Origin of the sequence: Rhizobium sp. WYCCWR 11128 (assembly GCF_013416305.1) — a bacterium.
GTDB lineage: Bacteria > Pseudomonadota > Alphaproteobacteria > Rhizobiales > Rhizobiaceae > Rhizobium > Rhizobium indicum.
The window spans coordinates 96,401-115,996 of sequence record NZ_JACCEZ010000009.1; the positions used below are offsets into that span (position 1 = coordinate 96,401).

At 60.1% G+C, this 19,596-nt stretch carries 19 protein-coding genes; 9 read left to right on the forward strand and 10 right to left on the reverse strand.

Annotated features, from left to right (window positions below; all coding sequences use genetic code 11):
* The first annotated feature begins 55 nt into the window (after nucleotides 1-55).
* The 9 genes from HX898_RS24570 (at nucleotide 56) to HX898_RS24610 (ending at nucleotide 9,904) form a co-directional block, all read left to right on the forward strand.
* The gene (locus tag HX898_RS24570; protein ID WP_138390770.1) at nucleotides 56-1,207 is read left to right on the forward strand and encodes a transporter substrate-binding domain-containing protein; all 1,152 of its coding nucleotides are present in this window, start codon (nucleotides 56-58) and stop codon (nucleotides 1,205-1,207) included.
* Nucleotides 1,208-1,219: 12 nt separating this feature from the next.
* Nucleotides 1,220-1,828, forward strand: a complete 609-nt coding sequence (locus HX898_RS24575; RefSeq protein ID WP_164048381.1) for an ANTAR domain-containing response regulator — start codon at nucleotides 1,220-1,222, stop codon at nucleotides 1,826-1,828.
* Nucleotides 1,829-2,076: 248 nt separating this feature from the next.
* Complete coding sequence (locus HX898_RS24580) at nucleotides 2,077-3,327, forward strand: transporter substrate-binding domain-containing protein (RefSeq protein WP_180196021.1); 1,251 nt, start codon at nucleotides 2,077-2,079, stop codon at nucleotides 3,325-3,327.
* A gap of 147 nt (nucleotides 3,328-3,474) precedes the next feature.
* Complete coding sequence (urtB, locus tag HX898_RS24585) at nucleotides 3,475-4,368, forward strand: urea ABC transporter permease subunit UrtB (RefSeq protein WP_138331144.1); 894 nt, start codon at nucleotides 3,475-3,477, stop codon at nucleotides 4,366-4,368.
* A 1-nt stretch (nucleotide 4,369) separates the two neighbouring features.
* Nucleotides 4,370-5,509 (forward strand): urea ABC transporter permease subunit UrtC, encoded by a 1,140-nt coding sequence (gene urtC, locus HX898_RS24590; RefSeq protein ID WP_138331143.1) that lies wholly within the window; start codon nucleotides 4,370-4,372, stop codon nucleotides 5,507-5,509.
* A 1-nt stretch (nucleotide 5,510) separates the two neighbouring features.
* Nucleotides 5,511-6,260 (forward strand): urea ABC transporter ATP-binding protein UrtD, encoded by a 750-nt coding sequence (gene urtD, locus HX898_RS24595; protein WP_138390769.1) that lies wholly within the window; start codon nucleotides 5,511-5,513, stop codon nucleotides 6,258-6,260.
* Entirely contained in the window at nucleotides 6,260-6,955 is a 696-nt protein-coding gene (gene urtE, locus HX898_RS24600) for an urea ABC transporter ATP-binding subunit UrtE (protein ID WP_180196022.1), read from the forward strand. The genes urtD and urtE overlap by 1 nt, the downstream gene beginning before the upstream one ends.
* Before the next feature lie 28 nt (nucleotides 6,956-6,983).
* Nucleotides 6,984-8,735 carry a nitrilase-related carbon-nitrogen hydrolase gene (locus HX898_RS24605; protein WP_180196023.1) on the forward strand — a complete coding sequence of 584 codons (1,752 nt, stop codon included), beginning with the start codon at nucleotides 6,984-6,986 and terminating at the stop codon, nucleotides 8,733-8,735.
* Between the two features lie 11 nt (nucleotides 8,736-8,746).
* Entirely contained in the window at nucleotides 8,747-9,904 is a 1,158-nt protein-coding gene (locus HX898_RS24610; protein ID WP_180196024.1) for an iron-containing alcohol dehydrogenase, read from the forward strand.
* Between the two features lie 248 nt (nucleotides 9,905-10,152).
* Here HX898_RS24610 and HX898_RS24615 read toward each other — a convergent pair whose 3' ends face one another.
* From HX898_RS24615 to HX898_RS24660, 10 genes are all read right to left on the reverse strand, one after another.
* Nucleotides 10,153-10,797, reverse strand: coding sequence for a nucleotidyltransferase family protein (locus HX898_RS24615; protein ID WP_180196119.1), 645 nt, complete (start codon nucleotides 10,795-10,797; stop codon nucleotides 10,153-10,155).
* Nucleotides 10,798-10,991: 194 nt separating this feature from the next.
* A complete protein-coding gene (locus HX898_RS24620; protein ID WP_138331136.1) occupies nucleotides 10,992-11,699 on the reverse strand; it encodes an XdhC family protein in 708 nt (235 codons plus the stop codon).
* The gene (locus tag HX898_RS24625; protein ID WP_138331135.1) at nucleotides 11,699-12,028 is read right to left on the reverse strand and encodes an XdhC family protein; all 330 of its coding nucleotides are present in this window, start codon (nucleotides 12,026-12,028) and stop codon (nucleotides 11,699-11,701) included. The genes HX898_RS24620 and HX898_RS24625 overlap by 1 nt, the downstream gene beginning before the upstream one ends.
* Nucleotides 12,025-14,388, reverse strand: a complete 2,364-nt coding sequence (locus tag HX898_RS24630) for a glycoside hydrolase family 3 C-terminal domain-containing protein (RefSeq protein ID WP_180196025.1) — start codon at nucleotides 14,386-14,388, stop codon at nucleotides 12,025-12,027. Before HX898_RS24630 ends, HX898_RS24625 begins: the two co-directional genes overlap by 4 nt.
* Nucleotides 14,389-14,427: 39 nt before the next feature.
* Nucleotides 14,428-14,907 (reverse strand): MarR family transcriptional regulator, encoded by a 480-nt coding sequence (locus HX898_RS24635; RefSeq protein WP_029874443.1) that lies wholly within the window; start codon nucleotides 14,905-14,907, stop codon nucleotides 14,428-14,430.
* Nucleotides 14,908-14,962: 55 nt separating this feature from the next.
* Entirely contained in the window at nucleotides 14,963-15,562 is a 600-nt protein-coding gene (locus HX898_RS24640; RefSeq protein WP_138331133.1) for an isochorismatase family cysteine hydrolase, read from the reverse strand.
* On the reverse strand, nucleotides 15,562-16,611 hold the full coding sequence (locus HX898_RS24645; RefSeq protein WP_180196026.1) for an ABC transporter ATP-binding protein: 1,050 nt from the start codon (nucleotides 16,609-16,611) through the stop codon (nucleotides 15,562-15,564). The genes HX898_RS24640 and HX898_RS24645 overlap by 1 nt, the downstream gene beginning before the upstream one ends.
* The gene (locus tag HX898_RS24650; RefSeq protein ID WP_003554934.1) at nucleotides 16,598-17,377 is read right to left on the reverse strand and encodes an ABC transporter permease; all 780 of its coding nucleotides are present in this window, start codon (nucleotides 17,375-17,377) and stop codon (nucleotides 16,598-16,600) included. The genes HX898_RS24645 and HX898_RS24650 overlap by 14 nt, the downstream gene beginning before the upstream one ends.
* A gap of 10 nt (nucleotides 17,378-17,387) precedes the next feature.
* The gene (locus tag HX898_RS24655) at nucleotides 17,388-18,302 is read right to left on the reverse strand and encodes an ABC transporter permease (RefSeq protein WP_029874446.1); all 915 of its coding nucleotides are present in this window, start codon (nucleotides 18,300-18,302) and stop codon (nucleotides 17,388-17,390) included.
* Nucleotides 18,292-19,368 carry an extracellular solute-binding protein gene (locus HX898_RS24660; protein WP_180196027.1) on the reverse strand — a complete coding sequence of 359 codons (1,077 nt, stop codon included), beginning with the start codon at nucleotides 19,366-19,368 and terminating at the stop codon, nucleotides 18,292-18,294. The genes HX898_RS24655 and HX898_RS24660 overlap by 11 nt, the downstream gene beginning before the upstream one ends.
* Between the last annotated feature and the right edge of the window lie 228 nt (nucleotides 19,369-19,596).

Genomic DNA, 19,596 nt, shown 5'->3' on the forward strand with positions numbered 1-19,596 from the left:
GCAGGGTAGCTCTCGACCGGAAACGGGCGGGAGCTTTTTTATTTTTTGGTGGGCGATGATGCATTCAGAAAGTTGGCGGGTCGGTGTGCTGTTCTCCGAAACGGGTGTGACGGGAGCCGTGGAAACAACCCAGAGGGCCGCGACCTTGCTGGCGATCGACGAAATCAACGCGGCCGGCGGCGTGCTCGGCAGGACGATCGAGCCCGTCGTGTACGATCCGCAATCGACGCCCAATCTCTACAAGGAACTTGCAGTCAAGCTTTGCGACGAAGATCGGGTCCGGGTCGTTTTCGGTTGCCATATGTCGAGCACCCGCAAAGCTGTTCTGCCCGTCATCGAGGCCCGTGATGCACTGCTGTTTTACCCGACGCTCTACGAGGGATTCGAATACTCCCGTCACTGCATCTATACAGGTGCTGCCCCCAACCAGAACTCCGTCCAGCTCGTCGACTTCCTGACCGAGCACTATGGAAAGCGGGTTTTCCTGGTGGGTTCGAACTACGTCTATCCTTATGAATCCAACCGGACGATCAGCGACCTGTTTCTTCAGCTGGGCGGACAGGTGCTGGACGAGATGTATGTTCCCCTGAACCTCAAAACCGAGGACGTTGCCAAGATCATCCGGCACATTCGCGCGGTACAGCCGGATGTCATTTATTCGACGATTGTCGGCGACGGTATCATTCCCTTCTACACGGCGTTCAAGCAGGCCGGGTTCGATGCGGCGACAATGCCGATCGCGAGCCAATCGACCAGCGAGGCGGACGTGATCCGTATGCGGCCGGATGTGGCCGAGGGGCATATCACCGCAGCCCCCTTCTTCGCCTCTCTGGATACGCCCCGCGCCCGCGCTTTCGTCTCGGCTTACCAACAGCGATACGGCCTGCAGATGCTTCCGACCGCACCGGCCGAAGCGGCTTATTTCCAGGTTTATCTCTATGCGGCGGCTTTGCAGCGCGCCGGTGGCGACGGACTTGAGCAGCTTCTGCCGGCTCTCTATGATGTCGAGTACGATGCACCGCAGGGTGCGGTGAAGATAGACCGGACGACAAACCACACGCATCTGTGGCCAAGAGTGGCAAGGGTGAACCCCCAGGGCGGCTACGACATCGTCTACGATCCGTCGCTCCGGGTGGCGCCAGACCCGTTCATGCGAGAATATCGCCCGGACTTGACGCAGACTTTCCCGCATCGTGTTCAGGTTTGAGAGGGAGCGACGATGTCTTTCGCCCTTCTCAGAGATTTACGGGACCTCAAGGTTCTGGTCATCCACCCCCGGACATCCGAAGGAGAGTTTCTCGTCGATCACCTGCGCCGTATCGGTTGTACGGTCAGTTGCCTTTGGCCGGTGCCTGCCGAGTTGCCGCACGGCACAGATGTCGTCTTCCTCGCGATGGAAGATGAGGCGCGACCGGAAATCGAACGCCTGCTGAAGTCTTTCCCCAATCCTGCTCCGACCATGCTTGCCATCGTCGGTTACGAAAACCCCTCGACCTTGCAGATCGTCCTGGAAAGTGGGGCGCTTGCCATTGTCGAGAGACCGATCAAACCGTTCGGCCTGCTGACCAATCTCGCCATCGCCCGCAACCTCTGGCTGGAGCGCCAAAAGCTCGTCAAGGAAGCACGCAAATACAAGCGCAAGGTACTGGGAGACCAGAAACTTGCCCGGGCCAAAGCCATTCTGATGGCCAATCGCGGCACAAGCGAGAATGAGGCGTATCGCGAAATGCGCGAGCAGGCGATGGCTCGGCGCGTGCCGATCGATGAAATTGCCAATTCGATTATCAACGCCGAACAGCTCTTGCGCCCGTCGCAAAAACATGATTAGTTTTTCACGTGTTTCCAACAAAACACCTCCGGCACATCCCTTCGTTTGACGAAGCCATGTGTCGCTGTTGCACGCGGCGCAGCCGTGGTGCGGTGATGGCAAGGATGCCCGCAGGCTGTGACAGGCTTGGCGGGTTTTTTGTTGTCTGCTGACAGTGACGTCAGTTCTCTACTTATTTCCGGCATGAAAGCCTCGCCGTTTGGCGGGCCGTGCCGCCGCGTGCGCCAATCAAAAAAAGGGGAACCAAGATGGTGTTCAACAGACGTGAATTTCTGAAAACCGCAGCGACCGCTTCCGCGGCACTCGCCCTGCCGGCTCTGGGCAGCCGGGCCTTTGCAGCCGATGCCATCAAGGTCGGCGCTCTCTATTCGCAGACGGGCGGGCTTTCTGTCGCCGAGAAGCTTCTGGCAAACGGCGTCATGATGGCCGTGGCCGAAATCAACGCGACCGGCGGTGTTCTCGGTCGCCCAGTCGAGGTGGTCGTCGAAGACGGTGCTTCCGATCCGAAAACCTTCAGCGAGAAGGCTTCGAAACTGATCCTCAAGGACAAGATTTCGACCGTGTTCGGTTGCCACACATCGGCCAGCCGCAAGGCCGTGCTGCCGATCTTCGAGCGACGCGGCGCGATGCTGTTCTACCAGACGCATTACGAAGGCTTCGAGTGCTCGCGCAACGTCGTCTATTCCGGCGCCGTTCCGAACCAGCAGCTCTCCAACTACATTCCCTGGATCGTCGAGAAACTGGGCAAGAAGAAATTCTTCATCGTCGGCTCGAACTATGTCTATCCGCGCGAAATGGCCAAGGTTTCCAAGAAGCTGATCGAGGCGGCCGGCGCCGAATGGGTGGCGGATGAATATCTGGAACTCGGCCATTCGGAATGGGCCGTCATGGTCAGCAAGATCAAGGAGTCGGGCGCCGACGTGGTTCTGTCCAACGTGGTCGGCGACTCCATCATCGCCTTCTACCGAGAGTTCAAGAACCAAGGGCTCTCGCAGGAGGTTCTGCCGATCTGCGCGACGGTCACCTCCGAAATCGAGATCGCGGCGATGGGCGCCGAATATGCGGCCGGAAGCTACACCTCCTTCCCCTATTTCATGTCGATCGACACGCCGGCGAACAAGAGCTTCATCGACCGCTTCAGGACCTTCGTCAACGATCCGAAAGCCGTCACCTACCATTCTCTCGAAGCAGCCTATTTCCAGGTCTTTCTGTGGAAGCAGGCCGTCGAAAAGTCCGGCGATCTTTCGGCTGACGCGATCAGGGCCGGCATTCGCGGCCAAACCTACGAAGCACCCGGCGGCAAGGTGACCACCGACCCCGACAACCTGCATTGCTGGCTGACGCCGCGCATCGGGCAATGGCAGGCGGACGGTCAGAGCAAGGTGGTGAATGCCTACCCGGCGCCGATCAAGCCTCTGCCCTATTCGGCCTATGGCGAGACGGAGAGCAATCTGTTCTGCACCAGCAACGGTCTCGACGCCGCAAAGCTCAAGGGCTGACCCCTCCCCGCGTCGTCCCGCCATCCATGGATGGCGGGATCATGTCTCGAAGGCCGGCCCTCTCTTCCTCCGCGAGCTGTCATCCTGCCGTCAGGATGGGGAAGGCGCAGGAGAGTTCGGCCCGGCCTTCTCACGAACGGTGGCGCTATGCTCGACATTCTGTTTATCGGCCTCAGTCTCGGCTCGATCCTTCTTTTGGTGGCGCTCGGCCTTGCCATCACCTACGGCGCCATGGGCGTCATCAACATGGCTCATGGAGAGATGGTCATGATCGGCGCCTATGTCGCCGTCCTCTCCGGCATCTGGCTGAAGGCAAGCCTTCTGCTCGCCATCCCGCTGGCCTTCGTCGTGACGGCCCTGCTCGGTCTGCTGATAGAGCGGCTGGTCGTCCGGCGGCTTTATGGCCGTCTGCTGGACACGCTTCTCGCCACCTGGGGGATCGCCATCCTCCTGCAGCAGGCCGTGCGCCTCGAATTCGGCCTGTCCTTTTTCGGCATTCATGTCGAAGGTCTTGGGGCCGGCCTGCAGAACGTCGCGGTGCCTGCCTACCTGCAGGGCACGTTCAGGCTTGCCGGCGCTGACATCAACGCCTACCGCACCTTCATCATCGCCGTTACCGCCGCGCTGACACTGGCGACATGGTTCATTCTCTACCGGACGGCGGGCGGCATGCAGGTTCGCGCCATCATCCGGAACCCGAATATGGCCGCAGCCTGCGGAATCGACGTGAAACGCGTCAACGCCATGACATTTGCTTTCGGTTCCGGCCTTGCCGGCGTCGCCGGCGTCATGATGTCCGGCTTCAAGACGGTCTTTCCCGACATGGGCACGACGATGGTCGTCGACGGCTTCATGGTCGTCGTCACCGGCGGGGTCGGCAGCCTTTTCGGCACCATCCTGTCGTCAGGGCTGCTCGGCGAAATCAATGCGCTGGTCGCCATCGGTACGAACGACATCCTGGCACGTGCGGTCGTGTTCGGGGTCGTCATTCTCGTCATTCTCGTCAAGCCCAGCGGGCTGTTCTCGTTCAAGGGGCGCTGACATGAGCATCGAACGGAAATTCCAGGTCGCCGCCTATGTGCTCTTCATCGCGGTGATTTTTGCAGCGCCCGTTTTTGGCGACGAATTCTGGCTGAACCGCATTTCGAAATACTTGGTCTACGGCATGCTGGGCGTCGCCATCGCCCTCACATGGGGATATGCCGGTATTCTCAATCTCGGCCAGGGGCTATTTTTCGGTCTCGGCGCATACATGCTGGCCATGTCGCTGAAGCTGTCGAGCCTGACCAGTCTCCAACAGGGCTCCGACAAACCGGTTCCTGACTTCATGCTCTGGAATGCCGAGCCCGGCGCGCCGACGGAGCTTTGCTGCATCAATAAGGGCTCCTTCCTCTGGCTTCCGTTTCAAAGCCAGTCGGTGGGTCTCGTGCTCGGCATCGTGCTTCCGGTGGTGATTGCCGGAGCACTCGGCATGCTGGTTTTCCGCAAGCGCATTTCCGGCGTTTTCGTCTCGATCATCACGCTGGCGCTCGTTCTGCTTGTCCGTCTCGTCATGGTCGATGCGCAACCGGTGACAAACGGCTTCAACGGCCTGACGGATCTTGGTTGGCTGACGATCGGTGGCATCGAATTCGATCCCTATAGCCGGGCGACCTATTATCTGTGTGCCGCATGCCTGTCGCTGACGCTCATCGGTGCCCGCCTCATCGTTGAAACCCGCGCGGGCATGATCCTGCAGGCGATCCGCGACGATCATGTGCGTGCCCGGTATCTCGGCTTCGACGTCTCGCTCTACCAGGTGTTCTTCTTTGTCATTTCGGCGGGAATCGCCGGCGTTGCCGGCATGCTCTACGTGGTCGTCGCGGAGTTCGCCTCTCCGACCTTCATGGATCTGTCCTTCTCCGTGACGATGGTGGTCTGGGCTGCCGTCGGCGGCCGCTCCTCCCTGCTTGGCGCCTGCGTCGGCGCGATCCTGATCAACATGATCGAGGCGGAGGTCAGCGAGACCGAAGCGCTGGTCGAGGCATGGAAGGCGATCATCGGTCTCATCTTCGTGCTGGTCGTTCTGTTCATGCCGCGCGGCCTTGGCGGCGTTGCGCATGATGTGCTGCGATGGTTCGTCCGTCGGCGCAAACCAGGCAAGGCGTTTCCGGCATTGCCGCAGCAAAGCGAGGCATTGTGATATGAGCGCCATCGCATTGACCATCGACGGTCTTAGCGTCGACTTCGGCGGTTTCCGAGCCGTCAACAATGTCAGCATCACCGTTTTCGACGGCGAGTTGCGTGTGCTGCTTGGCGCAAACGGCGCGGGTAAGACGACCTTGATGGATCTGGTCAGCGGCAAGACCCACAGCACGCAGGGCAAGGTGTTCGTCTACGACACCGACATCACCAACTGGCCCGAACACCGCATCGCACGCGCCGGCATAGGCCGGAAATTCCAGATCCCCAGCGTCTTTCGCGAGCTTACCGTGCGACAGAATCTGGAGGTCGCCAATTGCCGCAACCCTTCGGTGCTTGCCAATCTTCGCTTCGGCTTTTCGCGCGCCGAGGCGAGCCGAGTGAACGACGTTCTGGCACTCATCGGCCTCGATGCCGAGCACGGCATGACGGCCGCCTATTTGAGCCACGGCCAGACGCAGTGGCTGGAGCTCGGCATGCTCATCGTTCAGGATCCCAAGGTGGTTCTGCTCGACGAGCCGACAGCCGGCATGACCCAGGCTGAAACCCGCAAGACGGCGCAGATCATCAACAATCTCAAAGGTCGCCATACGATTCTCGTTGTCGAACACGACATGGGGTTCGTCCGCGAAATCGCCGAGCGCATCACCGTTCTCCATCTCGGAGAGGTTCTGGCGGAAGGAAGCGTCGAAGATATCGAGCGCAATCCGAAAGTCCGTGAAGCCTATCTCGGTTCGAAAGGAATATCCTGATGCTGTCGTTGAAAGACGTGCACAGCTTTTACGGCCGCAGCCATATCCTGCACGGCATCACGCTCAATGTTCCGGCCGGCAAGGTGACAAGCATTCTCGGCCGCAACGGCACTGGCAAGACGACCCTGTTGAAAACCCTGATGGCACTGACCGACCGCATGACTGGCGAGATGCGTCTGCAGGGAAAGGACATGGCCGCATCCCCAACGCATGAAAGGGCAAGGGCCGGTATTGCCTACGTCCCTCAGGGCAGGGAGATCATTCCCGATTTTACTATCCGCGAGAACATCCTGATGGGCGCCTTTGCCCGCACCGATGGCAAACGCGAGATTCCTGCGCTGGTGCCAGAGCTTTTTCCATACCTGATGGCCAATCTCGATCGGCCGGGCGGCGTGCTTTCGGGCGGCCAGCAGCAGCAGCTCGCCATCGCCCGCGCGCTGGCCGCAGATCCGAAAGTGCTACTTCTCGATGAACCGAACGAAGGTATCCAACCCTCCATCGTCGAGGAGATCGAAAAGATCATCATCCGGCTCAATCGCGAGATCGGCATGACGATCATCCTCGTCGAGCAAAACGTCGCATTTGCGCGGCACGCCTCTCACCAGTTCGCAATGCTGGAGAAGGGAGGCGTGGTCGCGGCCGGCGCCATCGACAGGCTCTCCGACGCGCTTGTTCACCGGCATATGGCTGTCTGAAACAGACCGATATCCTTTCATAGAGACAATGGGAACGACAATGACATCGACACAAAGCTATACCGCGGCCACCATCCAATTCGAACCGACCATGTTCGAAAAGGCGCGCAATATCAGCCGGCTGGCAACCCTTTGCGAAGAGGCAGCGGAGGCAGGTGCGCGCCTGATCGTCACGCCCGAAATGGGCACGACCGGCTATTGCTGGTTCGACAGGGCCGAGGTGAAACCGTTCGTCGAGACTATCCCCGGAGCGACCACGGATGTTTTCCAGGCCATTGCCAGCAAACACCGCTGCTATATCGTCGTTGGCATGCCGGAAGTCGACCCGGCAAGTGATCTTTACTACAATACCGCCGTCCTGATCGGTCCAGACGGCGTCGTTGGCCGGCATCGCAAATCGCATCCCTATATCGCGGAGCCGAAATGGGCTGCCAACGGCGACATCGTCCACGAGGTATTCGAAACAGAGATCGGCCGGATCTCGATGCTGGTCTGCATGGATCTGCACTTCTTCGAGACGGCGCGCCTGGAGGCTCTCGCGGGAGCCGACATCATCTGCCATATTTCCAACTGGCTGCAGGAGCGCACGCCGGCACCCTATTGGATCAACCGCGCCTTTGAAAACGCCTGCTATGTCATCGAAAGCAACCGTTGGGGGTTGGAGAGAACCGTGCAGTTTTCCGGCGGAAGCTGCGTGATCGATCCCGACGGCACGGTCGCCGCCTCTATCGATACGGGCGACGGGATCGCCTATGGCACTATCGATCTCGCTCTTGCCCGCCGCCGCGAGGTCCTGTGCGAACCGGTTTTCGACTCTCGCCGGCCCGAACTCTACATGAACATGATGACCAACAGCTTCACCTGGAACCCGGGCGATTACTTCCGTCTCTACGGATACCAGCCGATACCGCGCGGACGCACATCGCGCGCCGCTGTCGCCCAGTTCGCCCCGTCCTCTGTCATCGCAGACAATATTGCCCGCATCACTCAACTGGCAGCCGAGGCGAAGGCGACGACAGCGCCGGACATTCTGGTTTTCCCCGAGCTGTCGCTGACCGGACTAGGGGGCCCTGAAACGCGGGCGGAGCCGCTCTCAGGCCCGACGGTATCCGCCTTCGTTCGTCTGGCAATGAAGCTTGGTTTCTATCTTGTCGCCGGATTTGCCGAGGCGGACGGAGACAAGGTCTATAACAGCGCGGTCCTTGCAGGACCCGAGGGTCTTGTGGGCAGCTACCGCAAGACGCATCTCGGCATTGCCGACAGCTGGGCGACGGCCGGCGACGAATGGAAAGTCTACGATCTTGCCATCGGCCGCGTCGGCCTGGCGGTCGGCCACGACGCGCTCTATCCGGAAGCCATCCGTTCGCTCGCGCTCATGGGATGCGACGTGGTCGCTTGCCCATCAGCCATAGCCGGCACTTTCACCGGCAGCCACAACGGCACGAAAATTCCGCATAACTATCCGATCCCCAAGGGCGCCGATCCCTACCACTGGCATGCGTTGCGCGTGCGCGGTGGCGAGAACAACGTTTATTTCGCCTTCGCCAATGTGCTGGATGCAGCGCGGGGATACCTGGGCAAGAGTGCTGTGTTCGGGCCGGATTCCTTTGCCTTTCCACGCCAGGAATCGGCAATCCTGGACGAGGACGGGATTGCGGCGGCAGCCGTCGACACCACCAATCTCGATACGCCGTATCCGACGAACATCGTCCGGCGAAAGGATCTTGTTGTCATGCGCCAGCCGCATCACTATCAGCCGCTGGTCAAATGGCATCAGTGAGAGACAGGCAGATGTCCACATTCACATTCGCAACCGTCCCGCAGATCATCGCGGGGCCAGGCTGCATCGCCAGACTTTCAGAGCTGACGAAAACGCGGCTTGGGCCGCGTGTTCTGGTGATTTCGGACGATGGGGTCTTCAAGGCGGGGCTGGTGCAGCCGGCCCTGGCGAGCCTTTCGGCAGGTGGCGCTGAAACATCCATCTTTACAGGCGTTGTGGCTGATCCGCCGGAAGCCATTATTCACGCGGCTGTGGCGCGGGCGATCGAGTTTGGCGCGACCGGTGTATTGGGCATCGGCGGCGGCTCGTCGCTCGATGTCGCGAAACTCGTGGCTCTTCTGGCCAAAAGCGGAGAAGCGCTCGGCAATATCTACGGGGTTGGAAACGTGACCGGGCAGCGCTTGCCGCTGGTGCTCGTGCCGACAACGGCAGGCACCGGATCAGAAGTCACACCGATTTCCATCGTCACCACGGGCGCATACCAGAAAAAGGGCGTCGTATCGCAGGTCCTGCTACCTGATACGGCCTTTCTCGACGCGGAGTTGACCCTCGGCCTTCCACCGGCCGTGACCGCTGCAACGGGGATCGACGCCATGGTGCACGCCATCGAGGCTTTTACCTCCGCGAGTACGAACAACAATCCGGTTTCCCGTGCCCTTGCCAAGGAGGCTCTTCGGCTTCTCGGGGCAAATATCGAGATTGCGGTCATGAACGGAAGCGATCTGGCCGCCCGACAGGCGATGCTGCTCGGCGCAATGCTGGCGGGTCAGGCCTTTGCCAATTCGCCGGTCGCTGCCGTCCATGCTCTCGCCTATCCGATCGGTGGCCGCTATCACGTTCCGCACGGCCTTTCCAACAGTCTTGTTTTACCGCATGTGCTGCGCTTCAATGCGATCACGTGTGGTGATGCCTATGCGGAACTGGCACCTTGTCTCTTTCCTCACCTTGAGCCTGCCAGTCAGGCCGAACGGCTTTCCGGTTTCATCGAAGGACTGGCATTGATCCCTGTGCGCCTGAACCTGCCCGTACGCCTGCGCGATGTCGGAATTCCCAAGGACGGGCTTCCTCTACTAGCGGAAAGTGCGATGGAACAGACTCGCTTGCTGGTCAACAATCCGCGCACGGTGTCGCTGTCGGATGCCGCCAGGATCTACGAAGTCGCTTGGTAAAAACGTGCCGGACGCCAGGGTCGCTCCATATGTGACAACGCCGATTGCCGGCAGAAGCAGACATTCGCGCCGTCCCCGACGCAGTTTGCGAAAGGGGAGCGTTGATCATACCAGCGTTGCCAGAAGTCCAGCGCAGGTCAGTGATGCAGCAGCTGATCCGCGACGCCCTACTCAATGCGTCAAGTGATTGATAAGCAAATTTATGGAACTATGGCTGTAGATCAGAACCAACGCGAAATGGAGTCGCGTCAGCTTTCCGCAGGAATGCCCCCGGCCGCGATGATGGCCTCGGGCGTGTCGACGTCGATCTGCGCCGCGTCGCCAATCTCGACCTCAATCACCGGCAGCCCGGAGGCTTTGATCAAATAGCGGGCGCCGACATCGCCCTTCAGCCGCAGAACCGCATTGTTCAGCGACCGCGGCAGGATAACGGGATTTCCGCGCTTGCCCTGCGAGACGGCACGAACGATCGATGCACCCTTGCCATCTTGAAAGGCCGTAATCAACCGGTTGAGATCGCTGCTGGTCACACCCGGCATGTCCGCGAGCATGACGAGGACACCGTCGGCACCATTCGCCTCGGCAGAGGCAAAGCCTATCACCAGGGAGCTTGCCATCCCGGACGCGTAATCCCGATTTGCGACGATGTTCAATGGGAGATCGGAGAGTGCCTTGCGGATGTCGTCCTGGCGGTGGCCGACGACCACAATGACGGATTCGGCATGACTATTGCTCGCAGCGAACGCCGAACGGCGGACGAGCGGCATCCGGTCAAACTCGGCCAGCAGTTTGGGGGCGCCGTTCGGGCCTATGCGCGTCGCCATACCGGCAGCCAGAAGTACGATCGCCACTATTGGCTTTATATCTTCAGTCGCGATGGATTGTCCCAGCATCCAGGCGGCCTGGTCTTCTCCCACATCATCCGAGTTCATGCGCGCATCCGTCACGTGGCGAAGCTCAGCCTGCTTTAGCCGCGCGAGGTCGCAGTCTTTCAGAACATGGCCTTTCGAAAAAGTGCCTTCCGGCAACCTCAGCGGATGAGCAAGCACACGCCCGTTAGCGTCGTCGGTGGATAACTGACCGAATTTCATGGTCCTCCATCCCCAGATAACGAAAGAGGGCGCGACCGAAGTGCTTGAATGACTTCGCCCAATATCGCCACGGCGATCTCGGCCGGATTGGAAGCCCCGATATCGAGCCCGATCGGAGCATGAATGGCTGAAAGCGCATCGGGGGTGAAACCTTCCAACGCAAGCCTGTCGGTCCTCGCAGCATGCGTCTTTCTGCTACCCAGCGCACCGATGTAGAAGCAGCCCGTCCGCAACGCCTCGGCTAGCGGAAGATCATCGATCTTCGGATCATGGGTGAGTGCAACCAAGGCCGTGTAACGGTCGAGCGGATCGAGCAGAAAAGCATCGGCAGGCCAGTCGGTGGAGAGCGGCACACCGGGGAAGCGTTCGCTAGTCGCAAAGGCCGTGCGCGGATCAATGATGCGCACATCGAAACCGGCAAGCCCTGCTATCTGCGTCAGATACTGGCCAATGTGCACGGCTCCGATAATGGCGATACGCGGCGCAGGTAAATAGACGTTCAGAAACCCTCTGCCTTCGGTTGCATCGAACGCCATCGAGCGGCCGGAGCGAAAGGCGTCTTCGATCAAATCTGCGATCGGCCCGTCAAGCGGATCACCCTTTAGAACAATGCGTTCGGTATGACTGTCAAGATCAGCCAGCAGAATCGCAGCGATCCGTTTGCGGCGCGCAGCGTTTAGGCGTTGCAGGCTCGCAAGCTGCATCAGTCGAGCCTTTCGACATAAACGCGGATACGCCCGCCACAGGACAGTCCAAGGCGCCAGGCGGTCTCGTCCGTGACGCCGAACTCTAGCATCTGCGCCGTGCCACCGACAATCACATCGAGCGCGGCCGTGACGACCGCACCTTCGACACAGCCGCCGGAAACCGAGCCTTCGAAATTGCCGTCTGCGTCGACGACCAGATGGCTGCCAACCGGACGTGGAGCCGAGCCCCAGGTTTCGATGACCGTTGCGATGGCAACGGCGCGACTTTCATCTATCCATGTCTCGGCCGTCAATAGTGGATCGTTTGGATGTGATGCAGTTGTCATTCGAGCGAATCTTCCACGTAAGTGTCGTTCAAGCTTGCGAAGACCTGGGCGATATCCGTCTCCCTGACGCTATCGCCGACGTACCAGCTCAGGGTGTCATACAAGCCGAGGAAGGAGCCCTTTGTCTTCGCGAGAAGCGCCGTGGCTTCCGCACTGGAGATCGAAAGCGTGGCGACAAAGAAGTCAACCAGAGCGGCCTCGGCCTTCGGATGGGCAAATACCAGCGCCGCTGGAGAGTTGGGCAAAAGCACGGGCAGTACTGGACGTTCCGGCCGGCATGGTAAAATGGCCTCCAGAAGGATATCACGTGATGATGCACCCACTTCTATGACGAAAGCCTCCGCGTCCAGCACCCATGCGGAGCGGACGGCGTCGAAGTACTGGAAGTCCCGTTCAACGAGGGTAAGGGGCACCATCTTCGCCTCGCCGGGCTCCAGATACAGTTTGCAGAAGGCTTTGAGTTCCCGGATCGGCCGTTTTAAGCCGGGTTTTACCGGACGAACGTAGAGCTGAACGATCTCTTTGGCCGCGACAGACCCGGTGTTGCGGATAGTAACGCTCGCGGTACAGGCCACGCCCGGAGCGACTTCCTGTATGTCGATCCAGAGATTCTCATAGCTGAAGGTCGTGTAGCTGAGACCGTGCCCGAAGGGAAACGCCGGGGCGATTGCCTTGAGATCGTAGAAGCGATAGCCGACGAAAACACCCTCGCTATATAGATGGCGCCCATGCTCACCGGGATAGGTGTGCCAGCCCGGAATGTCATGCATCTGCACGGGCATGCTGGCAGAGAGTTTGCCGCAGGGGTTCTGCTCGCCAAACACAACGCGGGCAATCGCTTCGCCGCCGCCCTGCCCGGCGTAGAACGCGGCGAGCACGGCATCGACATCCTCGAGCCACGGCATTTCGACGGTATCCGGCATCGAGAGCACGACGATAACCTTGCAACCGGATGCAGCCAGCGCATGAAGGAGGGCGTCGTGGCTGGCGGCCAGCTTCAGTGTGTCGCGGTCGTTGCCCTCGCCGTGCCGGCTCTTCTCGTTTTCCGCAAACACCACTGTGAAATCGGCAGAAGACGCCGCCTCGACGGTCGCCTCGATCAACGCCTGCATATTGACCTCTGCGGCAGAGGAGAATGGCAGATGCTGCACCTCGAAGTTAGTGCCTGCCCGCGCGGCAATCTGAACGAAGGGGCTGTCGACGCGATAGGGATTGGTCGTGGCCGAACCGGAACCTTGGATCACGGGGATGGTAGCGCCGTCACCAACGACGAGGAGTCGGCCGGTGCTATTCGGATCAAGCGGCAATGTCCGGCCTTCGTTGCGCAGCAAGACGATCGATTCCGCTGCAATCTCCCGCGACAGAGCGTGGTGCCGGTCGAGATCGGCGACCGTGTCGCGCCGCTCCTGCGTCTTGCATTTGCGCACGAACGCCAGAACCCTAGCGCAGGCGGCATCGACCACCTCGGGCGCCACATCACCAGCCTCGATCGCCGCCCGCAGGCGGGCCTTGCGTGGCCGGCTTTCCGGCATGTCGAGATCAGTCCCGGCAGCGACCGCCGCACCACGGTCCTTGATCGCGTGCCAATCGGAGACGACAAGCCCGTCATAGCCCCATTCCTCACGCAATACGGTGCCGAGCAACCAGTGATTTTCTGCTGCCTGGATGCCGTTCAGCCGGTTATAAGCGCTCATCACCGTCCACGGCGCACTCTTTCCGATCACCCGTTCGAAGCCCGCCAGATAGATTTCGCGAAGAGCCCGTTCGTCGACATCGGAGCTGGTCGCTGTCCGTTCAATCTCGGAATTGTTGCAGGCAAAATGCTTCAACGAGGCGCCGACGCCATTGTCCTGTAGGCCCGAGATGACGGCTGCGGCAATGTCCCCGCTGATGAGGGGGTCCTCGGAGTAGTATTCATAAGCGCGGCCGGCAAGCGGCGTGCGGCGGATATTAATGCCTGGCCCAAGCAGGAGATGAACGCCAAAATCCTGGCATTCCACCGCCAGCGCCTCACCCATGCGGTAGGCCAGATCGACGTCCCAGGAACAGCCAAGCAGATTGCCGTTTGGAAAGCAGGTTGCAGGACGTGTCGTGCCGAACATGCCGCCTGATGCATCGGCCTGTTGGCCGACAACCGCCAGAAACGCCTGGAGGCTGTCTTCGTCATTGTCGCCGGCGTCGATCTGGGTTGTGGAGTAGCGAACGCCATGGGCACCATCGGTCATGACAATCGATGGAATACCGAGCCGTTCGATCGATGCGGTCTTCCACAGCCCGCGTCCGCTCAGAAGATCGACCTTTTCGGCAACCGTCATCTGGCCGACAAGCGACTTGATTTCGTCTTCGCTGGGCTGAAACATGGTATTCTCTCGATGTGTAGAAACAGTCGTGGTCTCTTCTCAACAGATCTTCTGCAGGAGTTCCATCAGCATCATCCGCTCGGCAAGCGTCAGCGTGCTCAGCGTTTCCTGCGAGATCTGCAGCGCGACCGACAGGTTGCGGGCCACTGTCACCTCGCCTTCCGGCGTCAGCGTCAGCACCAGCCGGCGCGCGTCGGTGGCGTCGGGGGCGGTGTGAACGAGGCCACGCTTCACCAGTCGATCGACGACGCCCTTGATGGTCGCCATATCCATGGCGGTCTCGCGGCCGAGATTGCCCTGCGAACAGGGCTGCAGGTCCTTCAGCCTGACGAGCGCCGCCCATTGGGTGGTGGTCAGCTTCTCAGCCATCAGGCTCGCAAAGATCGCCACGTGCCGCTGGTTGGCCTGGCGCAGATAGAAGCCGATCTGCTCGCCAAGCGCATACTGTGCCTGCTGGCCGGGCGCCTCGGTCGCTGCGGTCTTTTGTCGGCCGCCTTTGTCTTTGAACGGAACGTCCATCGGATCTCTCAAATCTGCCTGTTCATCGTGGTGACCGGCAATGGCGCTGCCGAATTTACTCTCGCCATAATTTCAGAATGGCTTCTGTCGTTAGAATTTCAATCTGCTCCGAAAGCCTTGGCGCCAGGATCTCGATGACCATGGCGTGCGCCTTCAAGTCGCCGCTTGCCAGTGCGTCCTCGGCGAGGATGACCCGGTAGCCGGCGTCGACCGCATCAAGAACGCTGGCGTAGACGCAGACGTCGGTCTCGACCCCCGAGAAAATCAGGGTGTCCGTTGCCGATCCTTGCAAACGCGCAGTAAACCCGGGCGAGCCAAAGACCGAGTAGGTCTCCTTGTCGACGATGGAGCCTGGAGCGGCGATCGCTGTAAGCGGCGCGACCAGATCCAGCATGGCGATATCGAGCTCATCCAGCGTCACTGATGACCAGCGACGATAGTAGGTCTTCCAGCGGCCCAAGGCACCTTCGGCATTTTGGGGCACCATGAAGCGAGCAAAGACAGTCTCAGCGGGCCGCGCTTTGCTCAGCGCCACCACATTGGGAAGGATGCCTTCGATCGCTGGCGTATACCACGCCGTTTGCTCAGCGAAGAGGCGTTGCATGTCGATGACGACATGCAACGCATTCCTGGAGAGTGGCGCGGGTGCCATCATCAGTCGGCCACCGGGACGGTGTGTTCCGCGGCCCAGGTCAGGGTGATGGTGTCGCCATCGCTCAGGACTTTGCCATCGCGGTTCTGTGCAAACAGCTTCAGCGGCAGACCGTCTGCGGTTTCCAGCAAATAGGACAGCACGGGACCTGCATAGATGACGGTGGTAATGCGTGCCGTCAGGCTGTTGCCATCCGTCGGACCCGATGCGATCGACATCTTCTCGGGGCGCACGGCGAGCGTGACGTTCGAACCGCTTGCGGGCAACGTGCCGGTAGTCTGAACTACCGTCCCATCGGCGAGACGCACGGCGCCGTTGTCCACGGTGCCTGTGAGGAAGTTGGAATCGCCGAGGAATTCGGCGGCAAAGCGCGTCAGCGGTCGCTCATAGACGGTTTCCGGCTCGCCGATCTGGACGATGCGGCCCTTGTCGAGGATCGCTACCTTATCGGACAGCGTCAGCGCCTCTTCCTGGTCGTGGGTGACGAAGATCGTCGTCAGGCCGCTTTCGCGCTGGATGCGCAACAGTTCGACCTGCATTTCCTGGCGCAGTCGCCGATCGAGCGCCGACAGCGGCTCGTCGAGGAGCAGCACGCTCGGCTTGATGACCATGGCGCGGGCAAGCGCAACGCGCTGCTGCTGGCCCCCGGACAACTGCTTGGGCATGCGATCGGCAAAGCCAGGCAGATGCACCATTTCCAGCGCACGGTCGACTTCCTTGCGGGCGGCGGCGCCCTTGATGCCCCGGCGTTCGAGACCGAAGGCGACGTTCTGGGCAATCGTCATATGCGGGAACAGCGCGTAGGACTGGAACATCATGCCGATGTTACGGCCCCAGACCGGAATGTCGGTGACATCATTGTTGCCGATCGTGACGACGCCCTGGTCGGGCTTGATAAAGCCCGCGATGATGCGCAGCAGTGTGGTCTTGCCGGAGCCGGATGGGCCGAGAAGGCTGGTGAAAGAGCCTTCAGGGAACTCGGTGGTGATATCGGACAGGACCGGTGTGGTGCCGTAGGTCTTGGCGACGGAATTGACTTTAACGTTTGTCACTTGTGTCTCCGGGCTTGGCGAAGCGCGCAAAAATCAGGATGATCGTCATCGAGCCGAGCAGAAGCACGGTGGAGATCGCGTTGATTTCAGGGGTGAAGCCCTTGCGGATCGAGGAGTAGATCTGCACCGGCAGGGTGGTGTATCCGGGCGTTGCGAGGAAGTAGGAAATCACGAACTGGTCGAGCGACACGGCGAAGGCGAAGAGCGCGGCGCCAAGGATGCTCGGATAAAGCAGCGGTAGCGTCACCGAGAAGAAGGCGTGAACCGGTGTCGAACCAAGGCTCATCGCGGCTTCTTCAAGGTCGGCGCGGATTGTCTTGAAGCCCGTGCCGACGACCAGAACAACGTAGGGGATGGCGAGTGCCACATGGCCGATCAACAGGGCATGCATGCCGCGCCCGATTCCGGTCCAATAAAAGAAGATCAGCATGGCCGTGCCGGTGATCAGCCAGGGAATGGCAATCGGCGGCAGCAGCATCAGTTGCAGGAGACTTCTGCCGCGAAAGGTCCGGCGCGACAGCGCAACGGACGCCATGGTACCTAAAGCCGTCGCCAGAACCGCGGTGATACTCGCGATCACCAGGCTGTTCAGACCCGCCGTCAGAAGGATGCTGTTGTCCCAGAGCGCGTCGTACCATTGCAGCGAGAAATGGAATGGCAGCTCGTAAAGTGGCGAAGCGTTGAACCCCATCGCCATCATCACGAGAATGGGCGTGTAGAGGAAGATGAGGATAGCGATGAGATAGATTGGACCGAGCGTTTTCATGATCCCTTCCTCAAGCGACCGTCCCGCGGCGCAGGACACCGGAGAAGGTTGCGAAAATTGCGAGCACGACAGCCAGCAGCGTAAAGGACAGCGATGCGCCCAAAGGCCAGTTGAAGGCCTGGGTGAACTGATCCTCGATCACCGTTCCCATGGTCACGCCGACACGACCGCCCAGAATGCGCGGTTCCATGAATGAACCGATGACCGGAATGAAGATCAAAACGGCGCCGGAGATCAGCCCGGGAGCCGCAAGCGGCATCAAAATCTTGAACAGGATGGTCCACCAGCGCGCGCCGAGGCTTGAAGCAGCCTCAATGATCGCGTCGTCGATGGCCACCAGCGCTATGTAGCAGGTCAGGATCATGTACGGCAGGTAGCCGTGAACAAGACCAACCACCACGGCATAGCGCGTGTAGAGAAAGCCGATGGAACCCGCGTCCGGAGCAATCATATGCAGCAGACTGTCGAGAAAGCCGTTTTCGCGCAGCACCATGGTCCACGAAAAGACGCGCACAAGACCGTTGGTCCAGAATGGCAGGAGAATGAGGATCAACAACATCTCGCGCGTCTTGCCGAAGGTCGAGCGGACCAGTGCCACGGCCGCCAGGAAACCAAGCACCGCGCAGAACAGCGTCGTCCAGAAGCCGATCAGCAGCGACGTGATACCGATCCCGACCAGATAGGGTTGATCGATGAACGCGCGGTACTGCTTCAGCGTAAAGACGATCGGGGCCTTGCCCATCGGTGTCGCCGACATGAAGCTGAACACGAACATGGTCAGCAGCGGCAGAAAGACGGCAAGTGTCAGCCATCCATAGGTCGGCAGCAGCAGCGCCGTCGTCGAAACCCATGGCGGGAGCGGGCGCCGGCTGCGCGGACCCGAAGGTCCGCGCTCTGACGCTGATATCAGACGATCATTCTGCATAGAAGGCTTTCACTTCCTGCCAGACATTGTTGAAGGCTTCGCGCCGGTCGTCGGGAATGCCCGAGACAAAGGACGTCGTCTTCAAATATTCGGTCTTGTGTACCAGGCGGGTGAGATCGTCGGCAGGAAGTGCTGAAAGGGCTGCCGAATTCGACGAGGCGGGCGCCCCGATCTTGGTTGCCCATTCGACATAGAATGTCGGATCGATCATCCAGTTGACGAAGGCAAGAGCACCTTCTGGATTCGGAGCCGATGTCGGAACACCGAGACCATCGACCCAACCGACGCCACCTTCCTTAGGCACTACGAACTGAACCGGAAGTTTGGAAACGCGCTTGGAGCGAACCGAACCGCCCGACCAGAACAGCGACAGGTCGAACTCCTTGGCGGCAAACGACTTGTTCCACTGGTCTTCTGTCGACCACAGCAACTTGACGTTCGGCTTGATCGACTTCAGCGCGGCCGTAACAGCAGCCAGATCCTTGGGATCGTTGATGTCCTGCCCGCTCATTAGTGCGCCGACACCGACATTGATGATGGCGTCGTCGTCCATGGCAACGCGGCCCTTATAGGCCGGATCGGCGAGGGCAGCGTAGCTGTCGGGAACCGTCATGCCCTCGCGGATGGCAAGCGAGGTCATGCCCCAGACCCACGGAACGGCATAGCCCTTGCCGTCCTTGCTGAAGTTCGGGTTGGCGCGCAGGGTCTCGTCGACTGTTGACGCGTTTGGAACCTTGCTGAAATCGATCGGCTGCAGCAGGTCTTCGGCAACCGCCTGGGCGCAACGCGCAGCGTTGAGGATAACAAGATCATAAGCACCCGGATTGGTGCGCATCTTGGTCAGCATTTCCGATTCCGAGCTGTAGTAGTCGTGAACGACTGTGATGCCGGTCTTTTCCGTGAAAGCCTTCAGCGACCAGGCTTCGTCGGTGCCGTAGCCCTGCCAGTTGAGGACCGTGATGGATCCGGCCGAAATGGCTTTGCGCGGCAAGGTGGAGATGCTGACGCCAGCAATCAGTGCTGCGGACATCAACTTCATTGTGTTGCGTCTGGTGAGTTCAGTCATTGTGGCACCCCTCTTGAAGATACACAGTTATGGACCATCATGACCCGCGGTCATCGACCTCAACGGATCGGCTAGCTTGAAAACAAACAACGTGCCAAAGCGCTTAATCGTTTGTATGCATACTAAAAACAGATGAGCATTGTCCGTGGGGCGCTGACGTCTCGGCGAAATGAAGCGCGCGCTGCGACGCAGCGGCACACCACTTCTGTAAGAACAGCGCATCACTTC

What these genes read in the sequence shown, in the direction of transcription:
- HX898_RS24615 (WP_180196119.1), bottom strand. Translation starts at nt 10,797, where the DNA reads ATGCTGGGACAATCCATCGCGACTGAAGATATAAAGCCAATAGTGGCG.
- HX898_RS24620 (WP_138331136.1), bottom strand. Translation starts at nt 11,699, where the DNA reads ATGCAGCTTGCGAGCCTGCAACGCCTAAACGCTGCGCGCCGCAAACGG.
- HX898_RS24580 (WP_180196021.1), top strand. Translation starts at nt 2,077, where the DNA reads ATGGTGTTCAACAGACGTGAATTTCTGAAAACCGCAGCGACCGCTTCC.
- HX898_RS24630 (WP_180196025.1), bottom strand. Translation starts at nt 14,388, where the DNA reads ATGTTTCAGCCCAGCGAAGACGAAATCAAGTCGCTTGTCGGCCAGATG.
- urtE (WP_180196022.1), top strand. Translation starts at nt 6,260, where the DNA reads ATGCTGTCGTTGAAAGACGTGCACAGCTTTTACGGCCGCAGCCATATC.
- HX898_RS24660 (WP_180196027.1), bottom strand. Translation starts at nt 19,368, where the DNA reads ATGACTGAACTCACCAGACGCAACACAATGAAGTTGATGTCCGCAGCA.
- HX898_RS24575 (WP_164048381.1), top strand. Translation starts at nt 1,220, where the DNA reads ATGTCTTTCGCCCTTCTCAGAGATTTACGGGACCTCAAGGTTCTGGTC.
- HX898_RS24570 (WP_138390770.1), top strand. Translation starts at nt 56, where the DNA reads ATGATGCATTCAGAAAGTTGGCGGGTCGGTGTGCTGTTCTCCGAAACG.
- urtB (WP_138331144.1), top strand. Translation starts at nt 3,475, where the DNA reads ATGCTCGACATTCTGTTTATCGGCCTCAGTCTCGGCTCGATCCTTCTT.
- urtC (WP_138331143.1), top strand. Translation starts at nt 4,370, where the DNA reads ATGAGCATCGAACGGAAATTCCAGGTCGCCGCCTATGTGCTCTTCATC.
- urtD (WP_138390769.1), top strand. Translation starts at nt 5,511, where the DNA reads ATGAGCGCCATCGCATTGACCATCGACGGTCTTAGCGTCGACTTCGGC.
- HX898_RS24650 (WP_003554934.1), bottom strand. Translation starts at nt 17,377, where the DNA reads ATGAAAACGCTCGGTCCAATCTATCTCATCGCTATCCTCATCTTCCTC.
- HX898_RS24605 (WP_180196023.1), top strand. Translation starts at nt 6,984, where the DNA reads ATGGGAACGACAATGACATCGACACAAAGCTATACCGCGGCCACCATC.
- HX898_RS24625 (WP_138331135.1), bottom strand. Translation starts at nt 12,028, where the DNA reads ATGACAACTGCATCACATCCAAACGATCCACTATTGACGGCCGAGACA.
- HX898_RS24640 (WP_138331133.1), bottom strand. Translation starts at nt 15,562, where the DNA reads ATGATGGCACCCGCGCCACTCTCCAGGAATGCGTTGCATGTCGTCATC.
- HX898_RS24635 (WP_029874443.1), bottom strand. Translation starts at nt 14,907, where the DNA reads ATGGACGTTCCGTTCAAAGACAAAGGCGGCCGACAAAAGACCGCAGCG.
- HX898_RS24610 (WP_180196024.1), top strand. Translation starts at nt 8,747, where the DNA reads ATGTCCACATTCACATTCGCAACCGTCCCGCAGATCATCGCGGGGCCA.
- HX898_RS24655 (WP_029874446.1), bottom strand. Translation starts at nt 18,302, where the DNA reads ATGCAGAATGATCGTCTGATATCAGCGTCAGAGCGCGGACCTTCGGGT.